Here is a 15,025-nt window from a genome sequence, read left to right on the forward strand (position 1 = left end):
CTCGGCGTATGGCTGAGGAGATCGGGCTGCGGGAGCGCAAGAAGCAGCGGATGTACCAGGACGTGTCGGACATCGCCGTGGGGCTGTTCCTGGAGAAGGGGTTCGACGCGGTGTCCGTGGCGGAGATCGCCGCCGCGGCCGGGATCTCCAAGCCGACGCTCTTCCGGTACTTCCCGGCGAAGGAGGACCTCGTCCTGCACCGGATCGCCGACCACCGCGAGGAGGCCGCGCGGATCGTCGCGGACGCGGACTCGCCGCTCGGCGCGCTGCGCCGCCACTTCCTCGACGGGCTCGACCGGTACGACCCGGTCACCGGGCTCAACGACGATCCCCGTGTGCTCGCCTACCACTCCCTCCTCTACGGCACCCCGTCCCTGGTCGCGCGGGTGTACGAGTACCTGCAGCGGTCGGAGGCCGCGCTGGCGGAGGCGCTCGGCGGCGGCCTGGACGCGCGGCTCGCCGCCGGACAGATCATCGCCGTACGGCGTGTCCTCGCGGAGGAGAACTGGCGGCGGATCGCCGCCGGGGAGCCGGTGGCGCAGGTGCGGGCCGATGCGGTGGCCGCCGCGGAGCGGGCCTTCGAGCGGCTGGCGGCGGGGCTGCCCTGGCTCGCGTGAGCCGATGCTCACACACATGAGACTCGGTAAAAAATGTAACTCGGTCACGAATTTCGGTACCGTGGGTCCATGACGTCGACCCACCCGCGCCTCCAGGACCCCCATCACCCGGAACCGAGCCACGGGCTTCGCGACGAACTCGACTTCGAGCGCGCCTATCACGACACCTGCCGCACCACCCTCGCCGCCATGGTCGACGGCGCCGCCGAACAGGTCGTCATCGGCGAGGACGTCTCCGCCTCAGGCGCCGACGCCGAAGTCCTCGGCTACCAGCTGCGCAGCCGGGCCAAGGCGCTGAGCGAGCTGCCCGAGGGTCCGCTGTTCTTCGGGCGGCTGGACTTCGACGACGACGGCCAGGCACTGCACATCGGCCGGCTCCGGATCAGCGAGCACCCGGCCGCCCCACCCCTGGTCGTCGACTGGCGCGCCCCCGTCTCCCGCGCCTTCTACCAGGCCGGCCCCCGCGACCCGCAGGGCGTCGCGGTGCGGCGCCGCTTCGGCTGGGCACCCGGCAGCCGCGGCGACCGTGCCGACCTGACCGGTCTGGAGGACGAACACCTGGGCAGCGGCGAGACCGGGACGAGCGACATCGTCGCCCGTGAGATCGAGCGGCCCCGCCTCGGCCCCATGCGGGACATCGCCGCGACCATCCAGCCCGAGCAGGACGACCTGGTACGCGGCGACCTCGCCGAGTCCCTGTGCGTCCAGGGCGCCCCGGGCACCGGAAAGACCGCCGTCGGCCTGCACCGCGCCGCCTACCTGCTCTACACCTACCCGCAGCGCGTCCAGCGCGCCGGACTGCTCATCCTCGGCCCGAACCCCACCTTCCTCTCGTACATCTCCGAGGTGCTGCCCTCCCTCGGCGAGACCGGCGTACGACAGGCCACCCTCCACGACGAGATCGCCCGCCACCCGGTGACCGGTACCGACACCGAGAGGGCCGCCGTCCTCAAGCACGACGCGCGCATGGCCGAGGTGCTGCGCCGGGCGCTGTACGCGCGGGTGTCGGCCGAGGGCACCGACTCCCTGGCCGTGCCGGGCGGTTCGTACCAGTGGCGCGTTCCGGCCGCCGAGCTGGCCCGGATCGTGGCGGAGGTACGGGACGAACTGCCGCCGTACGCCGTCGGCCGCGAACGGGTGCGCATGCGGGCGGTGGGCTCCGTCCTCGCGCGGGCCGAGCGGCGGGCCGGGCCCCAGCCGCGGGCCTGGGTGCGCGGGATCGAGCGGGCGCGGGCGCTGAGCGCCTGGGTCGAGACCGTCTGGCCGAAGGTCCGGCCGGAGGAGGTCGTCGCCGAGCTCCTCACCGACCCGCAGGCGCTGGCACGGGCGGCGGAGGGGCTCCTGGACGCCGAGGAACAGGGGGCGCTCCGGTGGGCCCGGCCGCCGCGCTCGTACAAGTCCGCGCGCTGGTCGGCCGCCGATCTCGTCCTGCTCGACGAGGTCGCCGGGCTGATCGAACACCCCGAGGGATACGGCCACATCGTCGTCGACGAGGCACAGGACCTCTCCCCGATGGAGTGCCGGGCCATCGCGCGGCGGGCCCCCTTCGGCTCGCTGACCGTGCTCGGCGACCTGGCGCAGGGCACATCCCCGTGGGCGGCGCGCTCCTGGGACGTACTCCTGCGGCACCTGGGCAAGCCGCGGGCGGCGGTGGTGCCGCTGACCACGGGCTTCCGGGTGCCGACGGCGATCGTCGAGCTGGCCAACCGGCTGCTGGAGCGCCTGGACGTCGACCTGCCGGCGGCCCGGTCCCTGCGTGGGGACGGCGAGTTGCGCCTGCGGCCGACCGACGACGTCCTCGGCACGACCGTCGCCGCCGTACGGGATGCGCTCACCCGGGACGGCTCCGTCGGCATCGTCGCCGCGGACGCGGAGGTGGACCGGGTGCGTGAGGCGCTCGCGGCGGCCGGCATCCGGGCGGCGGCGCCTGAGGAACTGGGCGCGCGGGTGACGGTGGTGCCCGCGACCCTCGTCAAGGGCCTGGAGTACGACCATGTGGTGGCCGTCGAACCGGCCGCGGTCGCGGAGGCGGAACCGCGCGGACTGCACCGGCTGTACGTGGTGCTGACCCGGGCGGTCTCCCGGCTGGACGTGGTGCACGGGCGGCCGTTGCCGTTCCCGGCGGGCGACGGGACTCGGGGAGCTGAGTGACGGGACTCAGGCGACAGAGGGGCGTTGGCGTCCCCTCATGATGATCCACCGCCCGGCGCCCGGCTCGGTGATCGTCGTGGAGTCGGGGGACCTGGACCACGCGCTGGCCGGCGGAAACGTCTGCGCGGTGGCGCGGCGGCGCGGCATCGCGGGGTTCGTCGCCGACGGGCTGATCCGCGACCTGGCCGAGGTGCGGGAGATGCGCTTCCCGGTGTTCGCGCGGGGCGTCATCCCGATCCCGGGCGACAAGAAGGCCGTACGACCGTTGAACGAGCGGGTGCGGTGCGGCGGTGTACGGGTCGGTGCCGGGGACGTGGTGGTGGCCGACGAGGAGGGCGTCGTGGTCGTACCGGACGTACGCCGGACCGGGGTGCTCGCGGACGCGCGGGCCCGGCTCGCCGAGGAGGCCGCGGAGCCCCTCGACGTGTGGGAGGCGAAGCACCGGGCGCGGATCGACATGATCCTCGCCGGGAACGGCTTCCATGGCTGATCATGGGTGGTGATGCCCGAAATACTCCTCTTCCTCGACATCGACGGGACGCTGCTCCCGTTCGGGGGGCCCGGCCCCTACCCCGAGTACGAGCCGGCCCCGGCCCCTGCCGTGCGGTGGCGGGGCGGAGTCGGTCCCGACTGCCGGCTGGGCGTGGTCCCGTCGGAGGCCGCCGCCCACCCCCTGCTGGCCCGGATCGACCCCGCGCTCGGCGCGCGGCTGGCGGCGCTGGGCTGCGAGCTGGTGTGGGCCACCACCTGGATGGACGACGCGAACAGCTGCGTCTCGCCCTGGCTCGGCCTGCCCGAACTGCCGGTCGTCGACTGGCCGGACGACGCCGAGCCGCCGTCCCCGCTGCACTGGAAGACCCGGTCGCTGGTCGACCGGGCGGCCGGCCGCCCGTTCATCTGGCTGGACGACGAGATCACCGAGGCCGACCGCGCCTGGGTCGCCGCCCACCACCGCGAACCGGCCCTCCTGCACCGCGTCCAACACCACCAGGGCCTCACGGACGCCGACTTCTCCACCCTCCAGGAGTGGCTGCACGCGCACCGGAGCGTCACCACGGGCCTGTAACGGGGCGGGCGACGACCGCGTGGCGTCGGGTGGCACCGGGCCTGCGCCGGTTCGCCGAGAGCCGGCCGTTCACGCCGATGGCCGCGCAGAAGTGGCGCGGCACACTTTTGCAAGCGGGTGCTTGCAATTGTTAGCGCGGCTGGGGCAAGGTGGGGGCATGGCATCGCTCAACGTCGGCAATCTCGGTGAGTACCTGCGCGAACAGCGGCGCACTGCGCAACTGTCGCTCAGGCAGCTGGCCGATGCCGCCGGGGTGTCCAATCCGTACCTGAGCCAGATCGAGCGCGGGCTGCGCAAGCCGAGCGCGGAGGTGCTGCAGCAGGTCGCCAAGGCCCTGCGGATCTCCGCCGAGACGCTGTATGTCCGCGCCGGCATCCTCGACGCCGAGCGGGACCTGGACGAGGTGGAGACGCGCGCCGTCATCCTCGCCGATCCCACGCTCAACGAGCGGCAGAAGCAGGTGCTGCTGCAGATCTACGAGTCCTTCCGCAAGGAGAACGGATTCGCAGGCGTCGCGGACGACGACGGTGTGGAGGAGACCCGGCCCCACGACGACACCACCGTGCGCGGCACCCGCACGGCCGATGTGAGCGAAGCCGATCCGCAGCAGACGGCCGGCTGAGCCGGACCAGGGCACCGGCCGCCCTGCCGCGGACCACACGAACCCTCAGCCGAATGTGAATCCGGGAGGACCCTCACCATGGCCATCACCGACGATCTGCGCAAGACCCTCAGCGACCCGACTCCGCTCTACTTCGCCGCCGGCACCGCCGACCTGGCCTTCCAGCAGGCCAAGAAGGTGCCCGGCCTGGTCGAGCAGCTGCGCGCCGAGGCCCCGGCCCGCATCGAGGCCGTGCGCAACACGGACCCGAAGGCCGTGCAGGAGAAGGCCGCCGCCCGTGCCAAGGAGGCCGGTGCCAAGGCCAAGGAGGCCCAGGAGACGATCCAGGCCAAGGTGAACGAGTTCTTCGGCACCCTCGACGGTGACCTGAAGAAGCTCGGCACCACGATCGACGCGGACCTGAAGAAGCTCGGCGAGTCCGCCCAGGACCTCGCCCTGCGCGGCGTCGGCGTCGCCGCCGAGTACGCCGTCAAGGCCCGCGAGACCTACGAGAAGGTCGCCGAGCACGGCGAGCAGGCCGTCCGCTCCTGGCGCGGCGAGGCCGCCGAGGAGATCGAGGACCTGGCCATCGCGGTCGAGCCGAAGAGCGAGCCGGCCGCGGTCAAGGACGAGCCGAAGCCCGCCGAGGCCAATGCCGAGGCCGCCCCGGCGAAGAAGCCCGTGGCCAAGAAGGCGCCGGCCGCCCGCAAGGCTCCGGCCAAGAAGTCGACGCCGCCCGGCAAGTAGGCGGCACCGCGCACACGGGCCGGGCACCCTTGGGGTGTCCGGCCCGTTGTACGGGTACGGTGACCGCGTAGGTGTCGCAGAGAGCAGGCGGTGGGCAGCATGCTGATGTTGGGCTTCACGGGGTTCTTGGGACTGCTGAAGATCGTCCTGATGGCCCTCGCCGCGTTCGGGCTGATCGACGCGGCGTTCCGGCGCGAGGACGCGTTCCGTGCGGCCGACAAGCAGAACAAGGTGTTCTGGCTGATCGTGCTGGGCATCGCGCTCGTGGTGAGCTACCTGTTCTCGATCCTCTCGATCCTGCCCATCGCCGGTGTGATCGCGAGCATCGTCTACATCGTGGACGTGCGCCCCGCGGTCAAGCAGGTCTCGGGTGGCAGCGGCTGGGGCCGCCGACGCGGCGGCAGCAGCAGCGACGGGCCGTACGGGCCGTACAACGGCGGCCGCTGACCGGCGGCCGTACGACGACGCGCGGCCGCTGACCACGGCCGCCGACCGCGGCCGGTCCCACCGGCGGGGCCGACGGGCCGCCCTCGCGGCACCCGCCCCACCCGGCGGCCCTTCACGGCTCCCGGTTACGGCACCCGGTCCAGCAGGACCACCGCGACGTCGTCCGTCAGCTCGCCGCCGTTGAGGTCGCGGACCTCGTGGACGGCGGCCCGCAGCAGTTCCTCGCCGCGCAGGCCCTCGGCCAGCTGGCGGCGCACCATCCGCACCATGCCGTCCTGACCCAGGCGCTCCCCACCCGTGCCCACACGGCCCTCGATGAGGCCGTCGGTGTAGAGCATCAGGCTCCACTCGGGACCCAGCCGCACCTGTAGCCGGGGCCAGCGGGCGCCGCGGAGCAGACCGAGGGCGGGGCCGTTGTTGTCGTACGGCAGCAGCTCGGCGGGCCGACCGGGGCGGGATATCAGCGGGGACGGATGGCCGGCCAGGCACAGGCCCGCGCTGCGGCCGTCGGGGGAGATGTCCACCGTGCAGAGGGTCGCGAAGATCTCCTCGTCGGAGCGCTCGTGCTCCAGCACCTCCTGCAGCGTGCCGAGCAGCTCGTCGCCGCACAGCCCGGCCAGCGTCAGCGCGCGCCAGGCGATGCGCAGCTCCACGCCGAGCGCGGCCTCGTCGGGGCCGTGGCCGCAGACGTCGCCGATCATGGCGTGCACGGTGCCGTCGGGCGTGCGCACGGTGTCGTAGAAGTCGCCGCCGAGCAGCGCGCGCGAGCGGCCGGGGCGGTAGCGGGCGGCGAAGCGCAGCGACGAGCCCTCCAGGAGGGGCGTCGGCAGCAGACCGCGCTCCAGGCGGCGGTTCTCCTGCGCGCGCACCCGGCCCTCGGCCAGACGCCGCTCGGCCGAGTCGGAGCGCTTGCGCTCGACGGCGTACCGGATGGCGCGGCTCAACAGCCGTCCGTCCAGTTCGTCCCGGAACAGGTAGTCCTGGGCGCCCACGCGCACGGCCTCGGCGCCGCGCTCGGCGTCGCCGGACGCGGTGAGGGCGAGGACGGCATGCCGGGGCGCGAGCTCCAGCACGTGCTTGAGCACGGCCAGCTCGTCGTCACCGCCGCCGGCCCGCCCGGGCGCGGTGAGCGCCAGGTCGAGCAGGATGCAGTGCACGTCGTCGGTGAGCAGCCGCTCGGCCTCGGTGAGGTTGCGGGCGGTACGGACACGGATCGGCTTGCCGGACGAGTCCAGCAGCTCGGGCACGATCGGCCAGCCGGCCGGATCGTCCTCGATCAGCAGCAGCGTGAGAGTGGTGGCGGACGCGGTGCTGTTGCTCGCCGCGGCCTCGTTGCGGTGCGCCTCTTCCTTGAGGGGGCCGCCGACTGCGGACGCGGCCCGCGCCTGACCACTCTCCGCGGCCGGGATCGCTCTCTGCCGCGGTACGGGTACGGGCATCGTGTTGGTTCCTTCCCTCCCCCCGAGGGCATGGTGGGTACGAGGGACCTCGACCCACCCGACGGGGACCATAGCGGTAGTGCCCGCCGCAACGGAATGGTGTGAGCCCCGTCGCTCCGCCGCAGGCCACCGTCATATGCCGCGTTCCGTGGCGGAGTTGGACAGGCCGGCGCTCGGGAGAGGATGACGAAGGTCACGTCCTGCCGGGGTTTGGAAGGTTGTTGACCATGCGCTGGGTCACATGACCCAGGTCACGAGGGCGCTCAGGCGTCCGGTCGCACCACGGCAAGGATGGGCATTTCGCCCGCCCCCGCGAGCGTCACCGTCCGTCCGGGACGCGGCGCGTGGATGATGGCGCCGTCGCCGACGTACATCGCGACATGGCTGGCGTCATCGAAGTAGATGATGAGGTCACCGGGCCGCATGTCCTTGATGTCCACGTGCTTGAGCTGTTTCCACTGCTCCTGCGAGGTGCGCGGGATGGGGTGCCCGGCATTCGCCCAGGCCTGCGAGGTCAGGCCGGAACAGTCGAACGTCTTCGGGCCCTCGGCGCCCCATTCGTACGGTTTGCCGATCTGTGCCGTCGCGAACTCGACTGCCTTTTTGCCCTGTTTCGACGCCTTGCTGTTGATCTCCTTGAGGATGCCGGTGTCCAGCCACGCGGTCTGCGCCTTGGCGGCGGCCTCCCGCTCCAGCTTGGCCAGACGCTCCTTCTCCTTCTTCTCCAGCCGGTTCTCCAGCTTTTCGGCCTCGGTGATCTGCTGCTTGATCTTCTTCTTCGCGGCGGCCTTGGCCTTGCGGCCCGCCTCCAGCTTCTCCCACTGGGCCGAGGCGTCCTGCGCGTACTGCTTCAAGTCCTGCTGGGTGCGGGTCATTTCCCCGATGAGACCCTTGGTCGCCCGCTCGCCCTGCAGCAACCGCCCGGCGCCGTCCAGGAACTGCCCCGGATCGTCGCTCAGCATCAGCTGCGCCTGCGGCGGCAGCCCGCCCATGCGGTACTGGGCGCGGGCCGCGGCGCCCGCGCGGTCCTTCAGCCGGTCCAGCTTCTGCTGACCCTGGACGATCTTCTTGGCCAGTTCGACGATCTCGGCGGACTGCTGCTGGGCCTTCTCCTCGGCGGCGTTGTACGCGTCGGTGGCGACGGCCGCGTCGTGGTACAGCTTGTCCAGCTTCTCGCGGACGGCCTCAAGGTCCTTGCTGGGCGGGGGAGTCGGCGAAGTCTTGGGGCTGGGAGTGGCCGTGGGCGTCGGCGTGGGGCTGGCGAACGCCGTGCCCGGCGCGGCCAGCACCGTGACCGCGCAGACCACGGTCACGGCCGCCGTGATCAGGCCCCGCTTGGCCGCTCGCATACCCGTCCCCCAACTGATTTACCGTCAGTAACTTAGGTCGCCCGGGGATCGTGTCATGCCGCGGCGCAAAGCGACAGAGGTGATACCCGGCGATTCCTCCCCACTTTGGCCTCCGGGCATGACGATCCACCCGACCTTGTGACGAACAACGCGTGAAGATCGTTCCCTTTGGGGCGGCGGGGAAAGGGTCGAACGGAGCTGCGGGGCGGGGGTCAGCGGCGGGGCGCCAACGCCCGCCAGGCCACGGTCACTTCCCCCTGCCGCCAGCGCGCAGGCGAGTCCGTCACCGGCCAGTTGGCGGCCAGGTCCCGCACGGCCCGGATCCAGCGCTGGCGCGCGCCGTACGAGGCGTAGGGCGCGGCGGCCGCCCAGGCGCGGTCGAAGTCGCGCAGGAAGGCGTGCACCGGCTCGCCCGGGACGTTGCGGTGGATGAGCGCCTTCGGGAGGCGTTCGGCGAGGTCGGAGGGCCGGTCCAGGGAGGCGAGCCGCGTCGCGAAGGTGACCGTGCGCGGCCCCTCCGGGCCGAGCGCGACCCACACGTGCCGCCGCCCGATCTCGTCGCAGGTCCCCTCGACCAGCAGCCCGCCCCGCGAGGCGCCGACGGCCGGCGCGAGCCGCGCGCACAGCCGCTCCCACACGGCGGCGACCTCGGACTCCTCGTACTGGCGCAGCACGTTGGCGGCCCGGATGAGCTGCGGCCGCTGCGGAACGGGGACTTCGAAGCCGCCGTGCCGGAAGACCAGCCCCTCGCGCTCGTACGGCCGCGCCGCCTCGACCCGGGCCGGTTCGATCTCGATGCCGACCACGCGCGCGCGTGCGGCGACGCCGCGCAGCCTGCCGAGCAGTTCGACGGCCGTCCAGGGCGCGGCCCCGTAGCCGAGGTCGATCGCCACCGGGTCGGCGGCGCGCCGCAGTTCGGCGCCGTGCGTGGCCGCGATCCAGCGGTCCATGCGGCGCAGGCGGTTGGGGTTGGTCGTCCCGCGCGTCACCGTTCCCACGACGGGGGTCCCCCCGCTCGGGCGAAGCCGAGCGTGGGGGAGGGAGGCTGCGCGGGCTGTCATACGTACGAGGGTATGCGGGCGCCCGGGGTGCACGCCCCCTGGCGTCGAACGGTTGATCGATCATGGGTAATGGTTCGGCAAAGCCTCTTGATCGGGAAATGGAGCCGCGCCGTCCGGCGTTGCACTCCCTTGGAGGGCGCCCCAGGTCCTCCGTCCGGCATGCCCGCAGCGAGGAGGAACGCCACGTGAGCCAGTACATGAGCAGGCTCGGGCGTCGCTCCGCGGCCACGCCCCCGCGGCTGCGGCTGCACCGCAGGCCCCGCCGCGTGGCCATGCTCTCCGTGCACACCTCACCGCTCCACCAGCCCGGCACCGGCGACGCCGGCGGCATGAACGTCTACATCGTCGAGCTCGCGCAGCGCCTCGCCGCGATCAACATCGAGGTCGAGATATTCACCCGCGCGACCGCGGGCGGCCTCGCGCCCAGCGTGGAGCTCGCCCCGGGCGTCCTGGTCCGGCACGTCGACGCGGGCCCCTACGAGGGCCTCGCCAAGGAGGACCTCCCGGCGCAGCTGTGCGCCTTCACGCACGGCGTGATGCAGGCCTGGGCGGGCCACCGCCCCGGCTACTACGACCTGGTCCACTCCCACTACTGGCTCTCCGGCCACGTCGGCTGGCTCGCCGCCCAGCGCTGGGGCGTCCCCCTGGTGCACGCCATGCACACCATGGCCAAGGTCAAGAACGCCAACCTCGCCGACGGCGACACCCCCGAGCCCGCCGCCCGCGTCATCGGTGAGACCCAGATCGTCGCCGCCGCCGACCGGCTCATCGCCAACACCGCCGAGGAGGCCGACGAGCTCGTCCGGCACTATGCGGCCGACCAGGCGAAGGTCGCCGTGGTCCACCCCGGTGTGAACCTCGACCGCTTCCGCCCGGCCGACGGCCGCGCCGCCGCCCGCGCCCGCCTCGGTCTGCCGCAGGACGCGCTCGTCCCGCTCTTCGCGGGCCGCATCCAGCCCCTCAAGGCCCCCGACGTGCTGCTGCGCGCCGTGGCCGTCCTCCTCGACGAGCGCCCGGACCTGCGCTCCCGCATCGTCGTACCGATCGTCGGCGGCCCCAGCGGCAGCGGCCTCGCCAAGCCCGAGGGTCTGCAGAAGCTCGCCGCCCGGCTCGGCATCGCGGATGTCGTACGGTTCCGCCCGCCCGTCTGCCAGGAACAGCTCGCCGACTGGTTCCGGGCCGCGTCCGTGCTGGTCATGCCGTCCTACAGCGAGTCCTTCGGCCTGGTCGCCATAGAGGCGCAGGCGGCCGGCACACCGGTGCTCGCGGCCGCGGTCGGCGGGCTCCCGGTGGCCGTACGCGACGGCCGGACCGGATTCCTGGTCCAGGGCCACGACCCGGCCGCGTACGCGCGCGTGCTGGGCCGGTTCGCCGACGACTCGGCCCTGTCGTCCCGCATGGGCGATTTCGCCGCCCGGCACGCGCGGTCGTTCGGCTGGGACACCTCGGCCGCCGCCACCGCCGACGTGTACACGGCCGCGACCCAGGCGCACCGCCGTCGCGTACGCTCCCACCATGGGTGAGGCTTCACAGCAGCAGCGCGCGGCACAGGTCGTCGAAGGTGCCCTCAAGGACGCCGAACTCGACTGGGAGAACCCCGAACCCGGCACCTTCGTGGCGAAACTCCCCGGCACCCGCAAGCTCTCGACGACGGTCCAGCTCCTCGTCGGCCGCCACTCCCTCTCCCTGAACGCCTTCGTGATCCGCCACCCCGACGAGAACGAGGCGGCCGTCCACCGCTGGCTCCTGGAGCGCAATCTCAAGCTGTACGGCGTGAGTTACGCCGTCGACCGGCTCGGCGACATCTACGTCACCGCCCGGCTGCCCCTCGCCTCCGTCACCGCCGACGACGTCGACCGGCTGCTCGGCCAGGTCCTGGAGGCCGCGGACGGCAGCTTCAACACGCTCCTGGAGCTCGGTTTCGCCTCCGCGATCCGCAAGGAGTACGCCTGGCGGGTGGCGCGCGGCGAGTCGACGCGGAACCTGGATGCGTTCACCCACCTGACCCAGCGTCCGGCTGACTGACCGGCCTCTTCCCGTACGACCCCTTCCCCGCCCCGGGGTCGCGGTGGCATGCTCACCGCCAACGCATTCCTGAACATCATTCATATCCATGAATTTTGAAGGGCGGGCGGACATGAGCGACACGCACCTCACCAGGCGGGGCCTGCTGGCGAGCGCCACGGCCGTGGCACTCGGCGCGGCGACCGGCCCGGCACGAGCCGCGACGGCCACCGGCCGGACCAAGGGCACGGTTGCTGCCGAAGTCCCGGTCCTGTGGCGGGAGTTCACCCGCGATCCGTTCACCCACCCGCAGATTCCCTACATCGGCCGGGCCGGTTCCCGCGGCGGTTCGCCCCGCTTCCCGCGCCGCCCCGTCGTGGCCGACGTGACGGACTTCGGCGCCGTGGCCGACGGCACCACCGACTGCGCCCCCGCGATCAACCGTGCCATCGCCGCCGCCGGAAGGGCCGGCGGTGGCACGGTCACCATCCCGCCCGGCACCTTCCGCATCGACGACCTGATCCGCGTCGGCGACTCGAACGTCGTACTGCGCGGCGCCGGCAGCGACCGTACGAAGCTGTACGCGACCAGGAACCTCACCGAGTTGATCGGCGTCTACGGCTCCCGCTACGGAGGCGACAAGTCGTCCTGGTCCTGGGCGGGCGGCCTGATCTGGCTGGCCCCGCGGGCCCGCCTGGACTCCCTCGTCGCCGCGATCCGGGCCAAGGCCTGGCCCTTCGAGGGCTGGACCGGCAACAAGCGGGACGAGTGGACGAGCCTCACCACCGTCGAACCGGCCCGCCAGGGCTCCTGGACGCTGACGGTCGCGGACCCCACGCGGCTGCGCCCCGGCAGTCTGGTCCTCCTCCGCCTCGCCGACGACGCGGACCACACCCTCCTGGAGCACATGTCGGGCGGCGGCCCGGGTCCGGAGGCCTACGTCTGGGCCGACAAGACCAAGCTGACCTCGTACGTCCCCTACGAATGGCCCGTCCGCATCGCCCGCGTGCACGGCCGCCGCGTCACCCTCGAACGCCCGCTGCCCCTGGACGTACGACCGGAATGGGACCCCCGCCTCACCACCCACGTACCGGAGTTGACCGGCTCGGGCGTCGAAGGCCTGACCCTGGAGGCGATCGAGACCCCGCAGTCACCGCACCTCCTGGACAAGGGCTACAACGGCGTCGTCCTGCAGTGCGCCTACGACTGCTGGCTGGACGACGTCACGGTCCGCCACGTCGACAACGGCTTCGGCCTGGTCGCCGCCTCCGCCTGCACCCTGCGCCGCACCCGGGTGTCCGGCCGCGGCTCGCACCACCCGTACTTCTGCCGCGAGGGCTCGCACGACAACCTGATCGAGGACTTCGCCATCGAGGACCGCACGGTCCCGGCCCCGCCGAACACCCAACTCCACGGCATCAACGTCGAGGGCCTGTCCTCCTACAACGTCTGGTCGCGCGGCGACATGCGCATGGGCACCTTCGACAGCCACCGCGGACTGCCCTTCGCCAACGTGCGCACGGACATCACCGTGAACAACAACGGCCGCCACGGCGGCGACGCCAGCGCCGGCCCGCTGTTCGGCGCGCGGTTCACGCACTGGAACATCCGGGTGACCAACGGCCGCGCGGGCCTGATGAAGATCGACGGCCTGGCGCCGTACTCGGCCACCGTCGGCCTCAACACGGTCACCGAGTTCGACCAGACCGACGTCCCGGACTTCACCGGCGACCCGCACTCCCGACTGGAGCTCTACGGCACCACCGACGTCGTACGCCCGCGCAACCTGTACGAGGCCCAGCGCGATCTCCCGTGACCGACCGGGGCCCGAACCGGCGTTCGAGGTCATGCTGTTAACCTGCGGCGACCCGAATCCTTACCGGGCCCTTACCGGTCTTTCACCAGCAAGAGGTTGTGCATGCGCACAGGCAGATCCGGCTCCGCGGTCGTGCTCGCGGGAGCGCTCGCCCTGGGGGCGTTCACCGCGCCGTCCGCGGAGGCGGCGGACACCGGCGTCACGGTGTCGAACCTGGTCCTGAACAAGGGCAAGCCCATCGTCGTCGGCACCAGCGCGGTGGTGACCCCCGACTTCTCGTACCACGTCTCGTGGCCGTCCGGCATCAAGCTCATGGACGTGGACGCGTCCCCCTTCCTCTATCACGACACCACGGTCGCCAAGGGCGCCAATGAGGGTGGCATCTACACGGGTTCCGTCGAGTGCTTCGAGGACGGCACCCACGCCGCGGACTGCGACGGCGAGCTGTACATCGAGCCGCGCTACCGGCTGGACTCGAACAACGATGCGACGACATGGAAGATCGCGGTCTCCGTGCACGTCTTCGGCACCGACGGTCACCTCAAGAGCCACGAGTACCTGACCGGCTTCGGCTCCGTGCAGGTCAAGCGCGCGGGGAAGGCCACCGTCGACGCCTCGCCCGAGCCCGTCGCCAAGGGCAAGGCGCTCACCGTGACCGGCCGGCTCACCCGCGCCGACTGGGTGCGGCACGCCTACACCGGCTTCGGCGGCAAGTCGGCCAAGCTGCAGTTCCGCAAGGCGGGCAGCAGCAGCTACTCCACCGTCAAGATCGTGAAGGCGGACTCCGCGGGCCGGCTGAAGACCACGGTCACCGCGTCCGCGGACGGCTACTGGCGCTGGACCTTCGGCGAGACGGCCACGACGGGCGGCGCCACCTCCGCCGGCGACTACGTCGACGTCAAGTGACCCGGTCCCGCCTCAGCGGGCGCTGAGGCGGTAGCGCCCCGGCGTCACGCCCACCAGCTTCTTGAAGTGCCGGGTGAGATGGGCCTGGTCGTAGAAGCCGGTCAGTGACGCCACCTCGCCCGGGGCCCGCCCGTCGAGCAGCAGCCGGCGGGCGCGCTCCACCCGGCGCGACATCAGGTACTGGTGGGGCGCGATGCCGTAGGCACCGCTGAACGCGCGCACCAGGTGGGCGGGATGGGCGTACAGCGTCCGCGCCGCCTCCTCAAGCCCGAGCCCCCGCGTGACGTGCTCGTCGAGCAACTCGCGCAGGGAACGGGCGAGGGCGGGATCGCGCGCGGGCTCGGGCACGGCGGCGCGGGGCTTCAGATGCGTCCGCAGCCGCTCGCCGATCAGCGTCAGCCTGCTCTCCGCCTCCAACTCGTCGCCGGGGCGGGCGAGGGCGCCGTGCAGATGGCCGACGCGGCGGCGCAGCACCGGGTCGCGCAGGTCCGGCGCGTCTACCGCGGGGCCGATGAGGTCGAGCCCGAGGAGCGTGGCGTCGAGGTAGAGGACGCGTTTGCGGAACCCCTGCGGGGTGGCGGGGGAGCCGTTGTGCGGGACGTGCGGCGGCAGCAGGGACACCGTGTCGTGCGGGGTGCCGTGCTCGTGCCGGTCCAGGTCGTACCGTACGGCCCCGTCGTCGACGATCAGCAGCGTCCAGGCCTCGTGCACGTGCATCGGGTAGGCGTACTCGGTGAAGTGCGCGTGGAAGACCTCCACGACACCCGGGATACGCGGGCGCCAGGCGGAGACGTCCGGCTGGGCGGCCATGCAAAGAACGT

At 72.5% G+C, this 15,025-nt stretch carries 15 protein-coding genes; 11 read left to right on the forward strand and 4 right to left on the reverse strand.

Annotation, left to right across the window (positions count from 1 at the left end; translation table 11 throughout):
- Positions 1–8: 8 nt before the first annotated feature.
- From IPZ69_RS09350 to IPZ69_RS09380, 7 genes are all read left to right on the forward strand, one after another.
- Positions 9–617 (forward strand): TetR/AcrR family transcriptional regulator, encoded by a 609-nt coding sequence (locus IPZ69_RS09350; RefSeq protein WP_235453558.1) that lies wholly within the window; start codon positions 9–11, stop codon positions 615–617.
- A gap of 69 nt (positions 618–686) precedes the next feature.
- Positions 687–2,768, forward strand: a complete 2,082-nt coding sequence (locus tag IPZ69_RS09355; protein ID WP_235453559.1) for a HelD family protein — start codon at positions 687–689, stop codon at positions 2,766–2,768.
- Positions 2,769–2,805: 37 nt separating this feature from the next.
- Complete coding sequence (locus IPZ69_RS09360) at positions 2,806–3,258, forward strand: RraA family protein (protein ID WP_374293076.1); 453 nt, start codon at positions 2,806–2,808, stop codon at positions 3,256–3,258.
- 21 nt (positions 3,259–3,279) lie between these two features.
- Positions 3,280–3,834: an HAD domain-containing protein gene (locus tag IPZ69_RS09365; RefSeq protein WP_235453635.1), complete on the forward strand. Its 555-nt coding sequence runs from the start codon at positions 3,280–3,282 to the stop codon at positions 3,832–3,834.
- Positions 3,835–3,991: 157 nt separating this feature from the next.
- Positions 3,992–4,456 (forward strand): helix-turn-helix domain-containing protein, encoded by a 465-nt coding sequence (locus IPZ69_RS09370; RefSeq protein WP_235453560.1) that lies wholly within the window; start codon positions 3,992–3,994, stop codon positions 4,454–4,456.
- Between the two features lie 78 nt (positions 4,457–4,534).
- A complete protein-coding gene (locus IPZ69_RS09375) occupies positions 4,535–5,182 on the forward strand; it encodes a hypothetical protein (RefSeq protein WP_235453561.1) in 648 nt (215 codons plus the stop codon).
- A 99-nt stretch (positions 5,183–5,281) separates the two neighbouring features.
- The gene (locus IPZ69_RS09380; protein WP_235453562.1) at positions 5,282–5,629 is read left to right on the forward strand and encodes a DUF2516 family protein; all 348 of its coding nucleotides are present in this window, start codon (positions 5,282–5,284) and stop codon (positions 5,627–5,629) included.
- 125 nt (positions 5,630–5,754) lie between these two features.
- Here the strand turns inward: IPZ69_RS09380 and IPZ69_RS09385 are convergent, their stop codons facing one another.
- From IPZ69_RS09385 to IPZ69_RS09395, 3 genes are all read right to left on the reverse strand, one after another.
- Positions 5,755–7,068, reverse strand: coding sequence for a PP2C family protein-serine/threonine phosphatase (locus IPZ69_RS09385; protein WP_235453563.1), 1,314 nt, complete (start codon positions 7,066–7,068; stop codon positions 5,755–5,757).
- Between the two features lie 263 nt (positions 7,069–7,331).
- Positions 7,332–8,417, reverse strand: a complete 1,086-nt coding sequence (locus IPZ69_RS09390) for a C40 family peptidase (protein ID WP_235453564.1) — start codon at positions 8,415–8,417, stop codon at positions 7,332–7,334.
- 212 nt (positions 8,418–8,629) lie between these two features.
- Positions 8,630–9,415 (reverse strand): class I SAM-dependent methyltransferase, encoded by a 786-nt coding sequence (locus tag IPZ69_RS09395; protein WP_235453565.1) that lies wholly within the window; start codon positions 9,413–9,415, stop codon positions 8,630–8,632.
- Positions 9,416–9,663: 248 nt separating this feature from the next.
- Here IPZ69_RS09395 and mshA point away from each other — a divergent pair, with 248 nt between their 5' ends.
- The 4 genes from mshA (at position 9,664) to IPZ69_RS09415 (ending at position 14,204) form a co-directional block, all read left to right on the forward strand.
- Positions 9,664–11,001: a D-inositol-3-phosphate glycosyltransferase gene (gene mshA, locus IPZ69_RS09400; protein ID WP_235453566.1), complete on the forward strand. Its 1,338-nt coding sequence runs from the start codon at positions 9,664–9,666 to the stop codon at positions 10,999–11,001.
- The gene (locus IPZ69_RS09405; RefSeq protein WP_235453567.1) at positions 10,994–11,503 is read left to right on the forward strand and encodes a type III secretion system chaperone family protein; all 510 of its coding nucleotides are present in this window, start codon (positions 10,994–10,996) and stop codon (positions 11,501–11,503) included. The genes mshA and IPZ69_RS09405 overlap by 8 nt, the downstream gene beginning before the upstream one ends.
- Before the next feature lie 112 nt (positions 11,504–11,615).
- The gene (locus IPZ69_RS09410; protein ID WP_235453568.1) at positions 11,616–13,298 is read left to right on the forward strand and encodes a glycosyl hydrolase family 28-related protein; all 1,683 of its coding nucleotides are present in this window, start codon (positions 11,616–11,618) and stop codon (positions 13,296–13,298) included.
- 102 nt (positions 13,299–13,400) lie between these two features.
- A complete protein-coding gene (locus IPZ69_RS09415; protein ID WP_235453569.1) occupies positions 13,401–14,204 on the forward strand; it encodes a hypothetical protein in 804 nt (267 codons plus the stop codon).
- 12 nt (positions 14,205–14,216) lie between these two features.
- On the opposite strand, the gene IPZ69_RS09420 is transcribed toward IPZ69_RS09415, so the two are convergent.
- The gene (locus IPZ69_RS09420) at positions 14,217–15,014 is read right to left on the reverse strand and encodes a helix-turn-helix transcriptional regulator (protein WP_235453570.1); all 798 of its coding nucleotides are present in this window, start codon (positions 15,012–15,014) and stop codon (positions 14,217–14,219) included.
- Positions 15,015–15,025 lie beyond the last annotated feature (11 nt).

The organism is Streptomyces olivochromogenes (assembly GCF_021538895.1).
Classification (GTDB): Bacteria; Actinomycetota; Actinomycetes; order Streptomycetales; family Streptomycetaceae; genus Streptomyces; species Streptomyces olivochromogenes_A.